Below are 12,993 nucleotides of genomic sequence, written 5' to 3'. Positions count from 1 at the left end.
CCGGAACTGCCGCACGCCGCAAGCACCAGCGCCGCGCTGACGACGAACGGAACGGCAGCCGCCTTTCTGCCGATCAACTTCATAGTTTCTCCTCTAGTTCGGATGACTGAGCCGCCCGCGCGAGGAACGAGCACGAGTGGCCAGGAATCCGGCCAATGCACACCGCGGCTGAACTGCAGCCGTCAGTTCACTGCGCGATCACGGCCACCCCAGTACTGCTTGCGCAGCGTTGGTTTGTCGTGTTTTCCCACAGCGGTAAGGGGGATCGCGTCGACGAAGTCGACGGTCTTCGGACTGTTCACCGAGCCCTTGGCGGCCTTGACCCACTCGATGAGAGTGGCGCCGTCAACTTGCGCGGCCGGGTCCAGGACCACTACGGCCTTGACCGACTCGCCCCACTTCTCGTCCGGCACGCCGATCACACAGGCGTCGCGAACCGCGGGGTGCGTGAACAGGGCGGCTTCGACCTCTTTCGGGTACACGTTGTAGCCGCCGGAGATAATCATGTCCTTCTTGCGGTCGACGATGTAAAGGAAGCCGCGGTCGTCGGCCCGAGCGACGTCGCCGGTGCACAGCCAGCCGTCGCGCAGCGTCGCTGCGGTCTCCTCCGGCCGATTCCAATAGCCGGTCATCACGTGCGGGCCGCGGACGCAGATCTCGCCGTCGGACCCCATCGGGACCTCGTTGAGATCGTCGTCGAGCAGCCGAACGTCCGCGATCGCGACCGGGCGGCCGCAAGAAGCCAGTGGGGTGAGGTCGCCGGTGCGCAACGCCTCGGCGTGGTCGTCCTTGCGGAGCGTCGTGAGCTGGTTCGGCGCCTCGGTCTGTCCGTACAGCTGGGCGAAGACCGGGCCGAACCGCTTGAGCGCGTCCACCAGTCGTTCGGTCCCCATCGGTGCGGCACCGTAGACGACGGTCTGCAGCGACGAGGTGTCGGCGTCGGCCAGGCCCGGGTGGTCCAGCAGGACGTAGATCATCGTCGGGACCAGCAAGGTTGCCGTGACGCGCTCCTGCGCGATCGCGTGCAGCAGGCGGTCCGGGTCGAAGCCGCCGAGCACCAGGTTGGTTCCGCCGCGCATCCAGACCGGGAGCACGAAACCGCCGCTGGCGTGGGTCAGCGGCGCGCAGTGCGCGAACGTGTCGGCCTCACCCAGGCCCAGCTCGAGCAGCTCGCTGAACAGCGCGGCGCTGAACGTGCGGTGGGTGTGCACGACGCCCTTGGGCCGGCCGGTGGTACCGCCGGTGTAGTCGATGCCGAACAGGTCGTCCGAGGCGACGCCCGGCATTCCGGGGGCGGCGGACTCCTTGTCGGTCAGCAGCTCGAGTGGGGTGCCGCCGTCGAGCACGGCGTTCGCGTCGACGGACAGCCGGTGCGCGAGCACCTCGGTGTCCAGGTCACCCATGATCCCGGACAGCCGCGAGGCGTAGGCGGCGTCGTGGACGATGGCCCGGGCGCCGGAGTCGGAGATGATGTACGCCTGGTCCTCGGCACCGAGGCGGGCGTTGATCGGCACGACGCCGAGGCCGGCCCACAGCGCCCCGTAGTACGCGTAGAGCACCTCGGGGCGGTCGGGCATCAGCATTGCCACCCGGTCGCCGCGCTGCAGGCCCGCGGAGAGCAGGGCCCGGCCGGTACGGCGCACCTCGCCGATCATCTCGCCGTAGCTGATCCGGCGGTCGCCGGCGACGATCGCCGTCCGCGGTCCGTACGCCGTTGCCGCGCGCTCGAGCAACCCACCAATGGTGTGGTCGAACATCTGCAGAGCCTCCGTCCAGGCCGCAATATTGTGGAATGTAGAGCGCCGAAGGGGATGAATGAATAGTGAATATCCTGGATTAGCCGGAGTGGGTGTGGTGGAATCCAACAAGTTGACCGGGACGACCAGCCCCGGCGCCTCTTCGCGTCAGGGGCCGAACAGGGGCTGCAGTCGCAGCGCCGCGAGGACCTCGGCCCGACGGTCGACCAGGCTGTCGCCGAGCACCTCCTCGGCGTGTCGGATGCGCTGTCGCACGGTGTTCTCGTGCACTCCCAGGCGGGTTGCGGCCGCCGACTGCGAGCCGGTGCTCAGCCAGGCCAGCACGGTCTCGCGGGTCCGGGCGGCCCGCTCGTCGTCGGCGTTCAGCTCACCGAGTTCGTCGCTGACGAACTGCCGGGCGGTGGACTCGTCGCTGAGCATCAGCAGCTCGAGGCTGACGTCGGCGAACCAGAGCACGTCGCCGAGACCGACGAACCGCCGCCGCAGGCGGGTCGCGTCCAGCGCCTGCCGGTAGGTGCGGCGCAGCCCGGCGACCCCGGAACTCGGCACCCCGATCGCGGTGGGGATCCCGGTGGCGGTCGCCGCCTCGGTCAGCAACGCCCGGGTCGACGAGCCCGGCGGGGCAGCGAACGACAACCACGCCGCCCAGGTCCCCGGGCCGTGCAGGGTCAGCAGCGAACCTCGGGCGCCGCTGCCGGAGACCAGGTCGGCCACTGCGCGTTCGGCCTGCGCCCGGTCCCCGACGTCCAGGACCACGCCCAGGTGGAACCCGCGCAACCGATACCCGAGGAGGTTCTCCAGATCCTGGGTGGGCTGGGTCAGCTCCCCGTCGAGGACCTGGTTCAGCGCCGCCCGGCGCCGGTCCTCCTGGTTGCGCAGGATCTCGGCGCGAGTGGCGTCGTAGCGGCCGACGACGGCGGCGAGGATGTGGATGATGTAGTCGAACAGCAGCGAGGTGGGCGGCCCGAGGAGTTCCACCAACGTGGCCGGGCCGGTCTGCGTCCGGACCTGCCGGAACCACAGGTGCCAGAACGACTGGACGCCGACCCAGTAGCCCTTCTCCAACTCGCTGACCGGGATACCCATCTCGGCGGTCAGGTCGGCGAAGCCGAAGGCTGCGTGCGGGTCCGCGTCCGGGAGCGTCAGGGTCCCGGCGAACAACGCGACGATCGCCCGCACGTTGTCGCGAACCGACAGGGCCAATGCCTCGTAGAAGTCCGGATCCTTGGCCTGCTCCGGCCACACCCGCGAGGCGATGTCGACCGTGATGAGCACGGCGAACGCGTCCGGGTCGGTCCGGGCAGCCAGTTGCCGCATGGCGTCGCGACTGATCTCGTCGAGCGCCGGCGCCACCACGCCCCGCATCCTAGAGGCGGCCGGGCGACCTGCGGCAGCGCCGAGTCAGCTGGTCGCGGCCCCGGCGAGGTGCCCGACGAGATAGGTGAACGCCAACCCGACCCCGCCGCCCACCAGCACGCGCAGCACCGCCCGTCCCGTCCGCCCGCCGCCGACGTGCGCGCCGATGGACCCGGCCAGGGCGAGGGCGGCCAGCACCACCGGCACGGCCACCCGGACGCGCAATTGGGTCGGCGGCAGCGTGATCGCGAGCAGTGGGATCGCCGCCCCGAGCGTGAACGACACCGCGGAGGCCACCGCCGCGCGCACCGGGTCGGCCAGGTCGGTGGGGTCCAGGTGGAGCTCCGCCTCGGCATGGGCGGCCAGGGCGTCGCGGTCGGTCAGTTCCTGGGCGACCAACCGGGCGGTGTTCGCGGACAGGCCCTTCGCCCGATAGAGCCCGGCCAGTTCGGCCAGTTCGCCCACCGGGTCCTCGGCCAGCTCCCGCTTCTCCTTGGCCAACTGGTCGCGTTCGGCATCGCGCTGACTACTCACCGAGACGTACTCGCCGAGCGCCATGGACACCGCCCCGGCGGCCAGGCCCGCCAGGCCGGCGGTGAGCAAGGGGTCGCGGGCGGTGGTGGCCCCGGCGACGCCGATCACCAGCCCGGCCTCGGAGACGATTCCGTCGTTGGCGCCGAGTACCGCGGCGCGCAGCTGGTTCAGGCGTCCGGCCAGCTTCGGATCGTGCGCCTCGCCCGGGTGCGTGGTCGACATGGCCATAAGGTGCCGGCTTCGCGGTGGCGCCGGCACACCGGTGGGTACGGGACAATGGGACGTCCACCCGCCAGGCCCCCGCCACAGGAGTTCGCACCGTGTCCGTCCGCTCCGACCTGCGCAACGTCGCAATCGTCGCCCACGTCGACCACGGCAAGACCACGCTGGTCGACGCCATGCTCTGGCAGGCCGGTGCCTTCCGGGAGGGCCAGGACGTCAACAAGCGGGTCATGGACTCGATGGACCTGGAGCGGGAGAAGGGCATCACGATCCTGGCCAAGAACACGGCCGTGCAGTGGATCTCCGATGCGGGTGACCCGCTGACCATCAACATCATCGACACCCCCGGCCACGCCGACTTCGGTGGCGAGGTGGAGCGCGGCCTGGAGATGATCCACGGCGTCGTGTTGTTGGTCGACGCCTCCGAGGGCGCGCTGCCGGGAACGCGCTTCGTGTTGCGCAAGGCGCTGGAGAAGAAGCTGCCGGTGGTGCTCTGCATCAACAAGGTGGACCGCTCCGACGCGCGGATCGCCGAGGTCGTCGACGAGGTCTACGAGCTGTTCCTGGACCTCGACGCCGACGAGCACCAGATCGAGTTCCCGATCGTCTACGCCTGCGCCAAGGCCGGCCTGGCCTCGCTGACCCGTCCGGCCGACGGGACCATGCCCGACGGCACCGACCTGCGCCCGCTGATGACCACAATCATGAACACCATCCCGGCGCCGGAGTACACCGAGGGCGCGGGGCTGCAGGCGCACGTGACCAACCTGGACTCCTCGCCCTACCTGGGCCGCCTGGCGCTGTGCCGGGTGTATGAGGGTGAGATCCGCAAGGGCCAGCAAGTGGCGTGGTGTCGCACCGACGGAACCGTCGAGCGGGTCAAGATCACCGAGCTGTTTCTCACCGAGGCGCTGGAGCGGGTGCCGGCCGAACGCGCCTGGGCCGGGGACATCATCGCCATCGCCGGCATTCCGGAGATCACGATCGGCGAGACCCTGGCGGACCTGGAGAACCCGATCCCGCTGCCGCTGATCACCGTGGACGAACCGTCGATCTCGATGACCATCGGCATCAACACCTCGCCGCTGGCCGGCCAGTCGGGCACGAAACTGACGGCCCGGCTGGTGAAGAACCGGCTCGAGGCCGAGCTGGTCGGCAACGTGTCGATCCGGATGCTGACGACGGAGCGGCCGGACACCTGGGAGGTCCAGGGCCGTGGTGAGCTGCAGCTGGCGGTCCTCGTCGAGCTGATGCGCCGCGAGGGATTCGAGATGACCGTCGGCAAGCCGCAGGTCGTCACCAGGGAGATCGACGGCAAGCTCTGCGAGCCGATGGAGCACATGACCATCGACGTCCCCGAGGACTACGTCGGAGTGGTGACCCAGTTGCTCGGCCTGCGTAAGGGCCGCATGGAGCAGATGGTCAACCACGGCACCGGCTGGGTCCGGATGGAGTACCGCGTCCCGGCCCGTGGCCTGATCGGCTTCCGCACCGAGTTCCTCACCGAGACCCGCGGCACCGGCCTGCTGCACCACGTCTTCGACAAGTACGAGCCGTGGCACGGCGAGCTGCGCACCCGCCCCTCGGGCTCCCTGGTCGCCGACCGCAAGGGTCCGGCCACCGGGTTCGCGTTGGCCAACCTGCAGGAGCGCGGCGCGATGTTCGTGGGCCCGGGCACCGAGGTCTACGAGGGCATGATCGTCGGGGAGAACGCGCGCTCGGACGACATGGACGTCAACATCTGCAAGGAGAAGAAGCTCACCAACATGCGCCAGTCCACCAGCGACGAACTCGAGCGCCTGGTCCCGGCCCGGAACCTCAGCCTGGAGCAGGCGCTGGAGTTCTGTCGTGAGGACGAGTGCATCGAAGTGACCCCGGGCTTCGTCCGGCTCCGCAAGGTCGAACTCGACGCCAAGCAGCGCGAGCGCATCCGCGGCCGGGCCGCCAAGGGTGGCTGACCCCGGTTCACCGCGGGCAACGTCGGCGCAAGTGGGGGCTGTACCGCTCAGCTTTCGCTGAGGTCAGGGGAGGTTTCGGCGCGCCGGCAATAGGGTGCGCGCCATGACCCGTTTTCTGATGGTCACGGTCGACGGGGCGGGCAACCTGGTCCCGACCCTCGGCCTGGCCGCCCGACTCAGCGCGCTCGGGCACGACGTACGGCTGCTCGGGCACCCCTCGATCCATGAGCGCTGCGGGGTCCACGGGTGGCGGCCGGTGTCCTTCACCAAGGCCGCGCCGTTCGACAGCACCTGGCCGGTCGATCCGGCCGAGGAGATCCCCAATTTCTGTCGGGCCATCTTCTTCGACGCGGGCATCGGCCACGACACCCTCGCCGAACTCGAGCGCGAACCGGCCGACGTGCTCATCGTCGACTGCCTGGCCTGGGGCGCGGGCGCGGCGGGTGAGGTGGCCGGGATCCCGACGGTCGCGCTGTTCCACCTGGCGCCGTCGCTGTTCCGCGCGGGCCCGCTGGTCGAGCTCCTGGAACCGGCGCTGCCCATGCTGCACGCCATGCGCGCGGAGCTCGGGGCGCGGCCCGTGGCGAGCTTGGCCGAGGCGCACGACACCTGCGCGCTTGCGTTGGCGACGCTGCCCGAAGAGTTCGACGTGCCGGCCTCGCTGCCCGCGCAGTACCGCTACATCGGCCCGATCCTGGACGGCCCGGCCCTGGGCGGGTTCGAGCCCACCCCGCCGGCGACGGTGGACCCGCTGGTGCTGGTCAGCTTCAGCACCAGCTTCCAGGATCAGCAGGGCGCGCTGCAGTGGGCGATCGACGAACTTTCCGGCCTACCCGTGCAGGTAGTGGTGACCACCGGGCACTCCGTCGCCCCGGCCGACCTCGACGCCGCCGAGAACACCGTGGTGGCTCGTTTCCTCGACCACAGTGAGTTGTTGTCGCGGGCGACCGCGGTGGTGACGCACTGTGGGCTGGGCACGACGCTGAACAGCCTGGCCCACGCGGTGCCCATGGTGTGCGTGCCGATGGGTCGGGACCAGCAGTTCAACGCGGCCATGGTCGCCCGACTCGGCGCCGGCATGACGGTCGAACTCGGGAAGCGCGGCGGGATATCCCGGGCAGTGGAGCACGCGATCTTCGATATCCGAATGCAGTCCGCCGCGGACTATTTCGCCCGGGTGATGGGCGGCTACCGCGGTGCGGACGCGGCGGTCGAGGCGCTGGCGGAGCTGGCGGCTAAATAGTCCGCCGCATGGCCACGCCCGGCATCATCACGCCGTCCGGCATCACCAGGTCCTGCGGTTGCTCGTCGGTGAACCCCCACGACCGGTACAGCGCCACGCCGGGCATGGTTGCCATCAGCGCCAGGTCGGTGAACCCCTCGGCGCGGGCGGCCGCCGCGCACGCGTCCAGGATGCGGGTGCCCAGCCCGCGCCGGGTCCAGTCGCCGTGCACGAACATTGCCCGCACCCTGGCCGGTTCCCGCGTCGGGTCGAGCAGACGGGCCTCGTCGCCGGTGGGGACCGCGCCGTTGAACAACTTGTCCCGGCGGCTCCAGCCACCGCACGCGAAAAGGCCGGCGTCCGGCGCGGTGACCACGAAGTACGTCCCGTCCTCGATCAGCGTCGGGTCCAGCACGCCGATGTGGCGCATTCCGCTCGCCGTCTGCACCGGGTCGTAGTGCGCCGGGAACAGTGCCAGCACCGAGGCCGTCATCAGGGCCTGGATCTGCTCGGCGTCGGCCAGGGTGGCGCGGCGCAGGTCCAGCGCGGTCAGGACCGCACCAACTCCAGCCGCGGCGAGTTGGCCAGGGTCTGCAGCACGACGCAGTAGCGCTCGGTCAGTCGCAGCAGGGTGTCGACCTGCTCCTTCGGGGCGTCGGTGTCCAGGGCGACGTGCAGCCGGATGGCGGTGAAGCCGACCGGGGCGTCCTTGGCCACCCCGAGGGTGCCCCGGAAGTCCAGGTCGCCCTCGGCGCGCAGCGTGCCGGTGCGCACCTCGAGCTCCAGGGCGGTCGCAACGGCCCGCAGGGTCACTCCGGCGCACGCCACCAACGCCTGCAGCAGCATGTCGCCGGAGCACGCCAGGCTGCCGGTGCCCCCGGTCGCCGGGTGCAGCCCGGCCTCGACCAGGGCCCGCCCGGTGGCCACGGTGCAGCTCACCCCCTCGGGGTCGAGCGTGCCCTCGGCGGACAGGGTGATCAGTGCCGCGTCGGGCGCGGCGCGGTACTGGTCCTTCAGCGGCGCCTGCAGCGCCTGCAACTCGGCCTTGTCCATGACCGCACGCTAGGCCAGGCTGACCGGGTGCGAGCGGTGTGGGTGGAGGCCGCGGTCAACGGGCCGTGGACGCGGGCCCGGCAGCCGAAGATCCCGATCACCGTCGAGGAGATCGTCGCGGACGGCATCGCCTGTGTCCGGGCGGGTGCGGCGATCGTGCACGTGCACCCCTACGACCCGGCGACCGGACTGCAGCGCGAGGACCCGGACGTCTACCAGGCGATCATCTCCGGCATCCGCGCCGAGGTCGACGCCATCGTCTACCCGACGCTGGCGCTGCTCGGCGACCCGAACGCCGAGCGCCCGATGTCGGCCGCCGAGCGGTTCTGCGCCGTCGCGGAACTGGCCCGCCGCGGCGTACTCGAGTGGACGGTCGTCGACCCCGGCTCGGCCCACATGACGCATGTCGCAACGCCCGCGGAGGGATTCCTCTACCTCAACCCGGACGACCACATCCGCTACGGGCTCGACCTGGCCGCCGAACACGGGATCCGCCCGGCCTACGCCTGCTACGAACCTGGGATCACCCGGCTCGGCGCGCTGCTGGCCCGGGTCCGCCCCGGCCTGCCGGAGCCGGTCTACCGGTTCATGTTCTCCGACGACCTCAGCTTCGGCTTCCCGCCGCGGGACTGGGCGCTGGAGGCGCACATCCGCCTGCTCGACGAGGTTGCGCCCGGCAGCCAGTGGATGGTCGCCGGCTTGTGCGTGGACGTGCTGCCGCTGATCCCGGAGGCGGTGGCCCGGGGCGGTCACGTACGGGTCGGGCTGGAGGACCAGCCGTTCGGGTCCGCACGGACCAACGTCGAGCTGGTCACCGACGCGGTGAACCGCATCGGGGCAGCCGGCGCTCGGCCGGCCACCACCGCCGAGGTCCGCGCCACATTGGCCGGACGCTAGGCCCCGAGCGATCGCCGCAGGAAGTCCAACTGCAGGAGCAGCAGGTTCTCCGCGACGGTCTCCTGCGGCGTCATGTGGGTGACGCCGGACAACGGCAGCACCTGGTGCGGCCGCCCGGCGGCCAGCAGCGCCGCGGACAGTTGCAGGGTGTGCGCGGCCACGACGTTGTCGTCGGCCAGGCCGTGCACCAGCAGCAACGGGCGGATCGGATCGCCGGGGCGGGGCACGAGGTCGGGGGACAGCACGCCGTCGGTGCACAGCGAGCTTCGGGCGTAGTTGTCCGGGTCGTCGGTCGGGGTGCCCAGGTAACGCTCGGTGTAGTGGGTGTCGTAGAGCGCCCAGTCGGTGACCGGGGCGCCGGCGATCGCCGCGTGGAACACGTCCGGGCGCCGCAGCACGGCCAGCGCCGCGAGGTACCCGCCGAACGACCAGCCGCGGATCGCCACCCGGTCGGTGTCCAGGTCGCTGAACTGCTCGGCGGCCGCGTGCAGGGCCGCGATCTGGTCGGCCAGGACCGGCCCGGCGAGGTCGCCCGCGACGGCCCGTTCCCAAGCCGCGTCGCGCCCCGGTGTCCCGCGCCCGTCGGCGATCACCACCGCGAACCCGGCATCCGCCCACCACTGCGACTCGAGGAACGAGTTGGCCGAGGACAGCACCCGCTGGGCGTGCGGGCCCCCGTACGGGTCGAGCAGCACCGGCAACGGCGTGCCGGGCCGGTGCCCGGTCGGCAGCAGCACGACGGTGCGCACCTCACGCGGCCCGGCCGACAACGTGCGCGCCACCGGCGTGATCCCGGGGTCGGCGGACAGCGTGGCGATCTCGCCGACGACCGCGTCGTCCCGACGCACCGTGACCGTGCGGCCCACGCGCGCCAGGGCTGAGGAGACCAGGACCACCGTGCCGCCGCCGGCCGCGGCCGCGTGGACGCCGGGGGCAGCGGACACCGCGACCGGCCCGTCCGGCCCGGTGCGGTGCACGTGCACCTGGGTCGGGTCCTCGGCCGAGGCGGTGAACAACAGTTCGCCGGCGCCGCCCGCCCGGGTCGACCCGAGGACCGCGCGCACCTGCAGGTCCGCCGAGACCATCCGGTCGCCGAGGAACAGTCGCCGCCGGCCGGTGGAGTCACCGACCCGGACCAGCTCGCCGCCCGGACCCCAGTGCGGCACGCCGTCGACCAACTCGACCCAGTCCGGGTCGCTGTCGGTGTGCAGCAGCTGGGTCGCGCCGGTCGTGACGTCCACCGAGAGCACCTGCGTCGAGCGCTGCACCCGGTTCTGGACGTGCAGCAGCGGGGCGCCCCGACCCGACCAGTGCACGGCGGCGAGGTACTCGTAGGCCTCGGTGTCCCAGCTGACCTGCACCCGCGCGCCGTCCAGGGCGATCAGGTGCAGTTCGACGGTCGCGTTGCGGGTGCCGGCCGCCGGGTAGGCGATCTGCTGTGGGTCGCGACCGGGGTGCGCCGGATCGGCGATGTGCCAGCGGTTCACCGCAGTGGTGTCCACCCGGCTGACCAGCAGGGCGCTGCCGTCCGGTGCCCACCAGAAGCCGCGGGAGCGCCCCATCTCCTCGGCGGCGATGAACTCGGCCAGCCCCCAGGTCACCGACTCGGCCGTGTCCTGGCCGCCGAGTTCGGCATCCTGACCAGTCGTCACATCGACGATCCGGACGCGATCCTGCGCCACGTAGGCGATCTGACGACCCGTCGGATCCAGTCTGGGGTCGAACAGCGGACTGGTCGCGGGCACCGGGCGGATGTCGGGGGAGCCGTCCAGTTCGGCCACGTACATTGCACCGGACAGCGTGAACACCGCGCGCCGCAGGTCGCGGTCGGTGGCGTAGGTGACGATTCCCGCCGCGCCCTCCCGGGCCCGCTCCCGCCGGGCGCGTTCGGCCGCCGAGAGGGTCTCGTCGTCGCCGGTGAGCCCGCGCGGGTCGGCGACCACACGCTCGACCACCCCGTCGCCGATGTCGGCCGCCCACAGCATCGTGCGCCGGTCCGTCCCGGACGGGGCCCGCAGGAACGCCACCCGGGCGCCGTCGGGCGAGACCGCGAAGTTGCGCGGCACGCCGAGGGTGAACCGCAAGGTTCGCGCGCTGTGCCGGGGGAAGCTCGGCCGGTCGGCGTTCATGGCCGAAATCCTGTCAGCCGGGTCGACTAGATTCTTGGCATGCCTGCTGCAACGCCCGCCGAGCGCCGGATGGTAGTGGTCCACGCCCACCCGGACGACGAGGTGATCAACACCGGCGCCACGATGGCGATGTACGCCGATCAGGGCGCGGCTGTCACGTTGGTGACCTGCACGCTCGGCGAGGAGGGCGAGATTCTCGTCCCCGAGCTCGCCCACCTGGCCGCCGACCGCGACGACGCTCTCGGCGAATACCGAATTGGCGAACTTGCCGAGGCCATGAAGGCGCTCGGGATCGATGACCATCGGTTTCTCGGCGGCCCGGGCAAGTACCGCGACTCCGGGATGATGGGCACCCCGGCGAACGACCGCCCCGAGTCGTTCTGGCAGGCCGATCTCGACACCGCCGCGACCGACCTGGTCGGGGTCCTGCGGGAGACCCGGCCGCAGGTGCTGATCAGCTACGACGAGAACGGCGGCTACGGCCACCCCGACCACATCCAGGCGCACCGGGTCATGAACCGTGGCGCGGAGCTCGCCCGCGACGCCGCGTTCCGGCCCGACCTCGGCCCGGCGTGGGACGTCGCGAAGATCTACCAGTGCGTCATTCCGCACTCGTTCCTGCAGGCCGGCATCGATGCCATGCGGGCGGCCGGCGACACCGAGTTCTTCTTCGGCGCCGAGCGCGCCGAGGACCTGCCCTTCGGCATCGCGGACGAGCTGGTGACCACGATCATCAACGCCGACGACTACATCGAGGCCAAGATGGGCTCGATGCGGGCGCACGCCACCCAGATCGCCATGGACGGGCCGTTCTTCGCGTTGTCCAATCACCTCGGTCAGAAGATCTGGGGCACCGAGTGCTTCCGTCTCGTCCACGGTGAGCAGGGTGCTGTGCCGATCGAGGCCGACCTGTTCGCGGGACTGTGAGTCGCGCGCAGGCGCGCACGGGGCGGCTCAGCCTGTCGTCGGCCGGGCGATCGGGCAGGCCGGCGAGCCCGGGCGCGCGGCCGCTGGTCACGCTGCCGGAGTGGCTCACTGAGCGCCCGATCCCGCAGGCCATCGGGTTGGCGATCGGCCTGTTCGGTGCCGGCTTCCTGGCGGGTCTTCTCGGAGCGTTCGGATACGCGGTCCGGGTGCACGGCATCCCGGTCGGGGTGGCGATCGCGCTGGCCACGCAGTGCTCGGTCGCATTCGCGGCCGGGGTGTGGAACGCGGCCCGGTCGGCGGCGGGTGTGCCTGTGCTGGGCTGGGTCGTCACGGTCCTGCTCTTCTCCACCGAGCGACCTGCGGGCAGCGTGGTCATCGCCGCCACCAAGGTGGGCTACGTCTACCTGATCGGTGGGCTGGTCCTGCTCGGTCTGCTCATGCTGCTGCCGTACGACCGCATCGCGGGCCGAGGCGACGCGAAGTGACGCTGGATCAGTTGGACGCCGCGATCGTCGCCGCGCTGCGCCGCGACGCGCGCAGCAGCTACGCCGAGATCGGCGACGAGGTCGGTCTGTCGGCGCCCGCGGTCAAGCGCCGCGTCGACCGACTGCTGGCCACCGGCGCCATCCGCGGTTTCACCACCCTGATCGACCCCGCCGCCCTGGGTTGGACCACCGAGGCCTTCGTCGAGTTGTACTGCGTCGACCGCACCACTCCGGCCATGATCCGCGCCGCGGTCAGCCGATTTCCGGAGGTCGTCTCGGCCTCGACGGTCACCGGCGAGGCCGACGCGATCCTGCACGTGCTGGCCTCCGACGTCGCTCACCTGGAGAAGGTCGTCGAACAGATCGGCGCCGAACGCTTCGTGGCGCGGACCCGCTCGTTCGTGGTGATGTCGGCACTGCTGCGGCGGGCCGAGACCGGCGGGCAACCCTGAG

General features: G+C 71.3%; 12 protein-coding genes. 6 read left to right on the top strand and 6 right to left on the bottom strand.

Annotated elements, in window-relative coordinates:
* Positions 1 to 182: 182 nt before the first annotated feature.
* From VHU88_24420 to VHU88_24410, 3 genes are all read right to left on the bottom strand, one after another.
* Positions 183 to 1,757, bottom strand: coding sequence for an AMP-binding protein (locus VHU88_24420; GenBank protein ID HEX3614857.1), 1,575 nt, complete (start codon positions 1,755 to 1,757; stop codon positions 183 to 185).
* Positions 1,758 to 1,904: 147 nt separating this feature from the next.
* Positions 1,905 to 3,113 (bottom strand): helix-turn-helix domain-containing protein, encoded by a 1,209-nt coding sequence (locus VHU88_24415; protein HEX3614856.1) that lies wholly within the window; start codon positions 3,111 to 3,113, stop codon positions 1,905 to 1,907.
* Between the two features lie 45 nt (positions 3,114 to 3,158).
* Positions 3,159 to 3,869: a VIT family protein gene (locus VHU88_24410; protein HEX3614855.1), complete on the bottom strand. Its 711-nt coding sequence runs from the start codon at positions 3,867 to 3,869 to the stop codon at positions 3,159 to 3,161.
* Between the two features lie 98 nt (positions 3,870 to 3,967).
* On the opposite strand from VHU88_24410, the gene typA reads away from it, so the two are divergent.
* Positions 3,968 to 5,827, top strand: coding sequence for a translational GTPase TypA (gene typA, locus VHU88_24405; protein ID HEX3614854.1), 1,860 nt, complete (start codon positions 3,968 to 3,970; stop codon positions 5,825 to 5,827).
* 103 nt (positions 5,828 to 5,930) lie between these two features.
* Complete coding sequence (locus VHU88_24400; protein HEX3614853.1) at positions 5,931 to 7,070, top strand: glycosyltransferase; 1,140 nt, start codon at positions 5,931 to 5,933, stop codon at positions 7,068 to 7,070.
* On the opposite strand, the gene VHU88_24395 is transcribed toward VHU88_24400, so the two are convergent.
* Both VHU88_24395 and VHU88_24390 read right to left on the bottom strand, forming a co-directional pair.
* Positions 7,063 to 7,542 carry a GNAT family N-acetyltransferase gene (locus tag VHU88_24395; protein ID HEX3614852.1) on the bottom strand — a complete coding sequence of 160 codons (480 nt, stop codon included), beginning with the start codon at positions 7,540 to 7,542 and terminating at the stop codon, positions 7,063 to 7,065. The two genes, VHU88_24400 and VHU88_24395, sit on opposite strands and share 8 nt — an antisense overlap.
* A gap of 56 nt (positions 7,543 to 7,598) precedes the next feature.
* Positions 7,599 to 8,102, bottom strand: a complete 504-nt coding sequence (locus VHU88_24390; protein HEX3614851.1) for an OsmC family protein — start codon at positions 8,100 to 8,102, stop codon at positions 7,599 to 7,601.
* A gap of 27 nt (positions 8,103 to 8,129) precedes the next feature.
* Between VHU88_24390 and VHU88_24385 the strand changes: the two genes are divergently transcribed.
* Complete coding sequence (locus VHU88_24385) at positions 8,130 to 8,999, top strand: 3-keto-5-aminohexanoate cleavage protein (GenBank protein ID HEX3614850.1); 870 nt, start codon at positions 8,130 to 8,132, stop codon at positions 8,997 to 8,999.
* On the opposite strand, the gene VHU88_24380 is transcribed toward VHU88_24385, so the two are convergent.
* On the bottom strand, positions 8,996 to 11,128 hold the full coding sequence (locus tag VHU88_24380) for a prolyl oligopeptidase family serine peptidase (protein ID HEX3614849.1): 2,133 nt from the start codon (positions 11,126 to 11,128) through the stop codon (positions 8,996 to 8,998). The two genes, VHU88_24385 and VHU88_24380, sit on opposite strands and share 4 nt — an antisense overlap.
* A 39-nt stretch (positions 11,129 to 11,167) precedes the next feature.
* Between VHU88_24380 and mshB the strand changes: the two genes are divergently transcribed.
* The 3 genes from mshB to VHU88_24365 are packed head-to-tail and all read left to right on the top strand — an operon-like array spanning position 11,168 to position 12,992.
* Positions 11,168 to 12,055, top strand: a complete 888-nt coding sequence (gene mshB / locus VHU88_24375; GenBank protein HEX3614848.1) for an N-acetyl-1-D-myo-inositol-2-amino-2-deoxy-alpha-D-glucopyranoside deacetylase — start codon at positions 11,168 to 11,170, stop codon at positions 12,053 to 12,055.
* Positions 12,052 to 12,540, top strand: a complete 489-nt coding sequence (locus VHU88_24370) for a DUF6113 family protein (protein HEX3614847.1) — start codon at positions 12,052 to 12,054, stop codon at positions 12,538 to 12,540. The genes mshB and VHU88_24370 overlap by 4 nt, the downstream gene beginning before the upstream one ends.
* Positions 12,537 to 12,992, top strand: a complete 456-nt coding sequence (locus tag VHU88_24365; GenBank protein ID HEX3614846.1) for an Lrp/AsnC family transcriptional regulator — start codon at positions 12,537 to 12,539, stop codon at positions 12,990 to 12,992. Before VHU88_24370 ends, VHU88_24365 begins: the two co-directional genes overlap by 4 nt.
* The last annotated feature ends 1 nt before the right edge of the window (position 12,993 follow it).

The sequence above is a fragment of the Sporichthyaceae bacterium genome (assembly GCA_036269075.1).
Lineage (GTDB): Bacteria > Actinomycetota > Actinomycetes > Sporichthyales > Sporichthyaceae > DASQPJ01.
The sequence above is the reverse complement of the archived record's forward strand: the minus strand, read 5'-3'. Positions and strand labels throughout refer to the sequence as shown.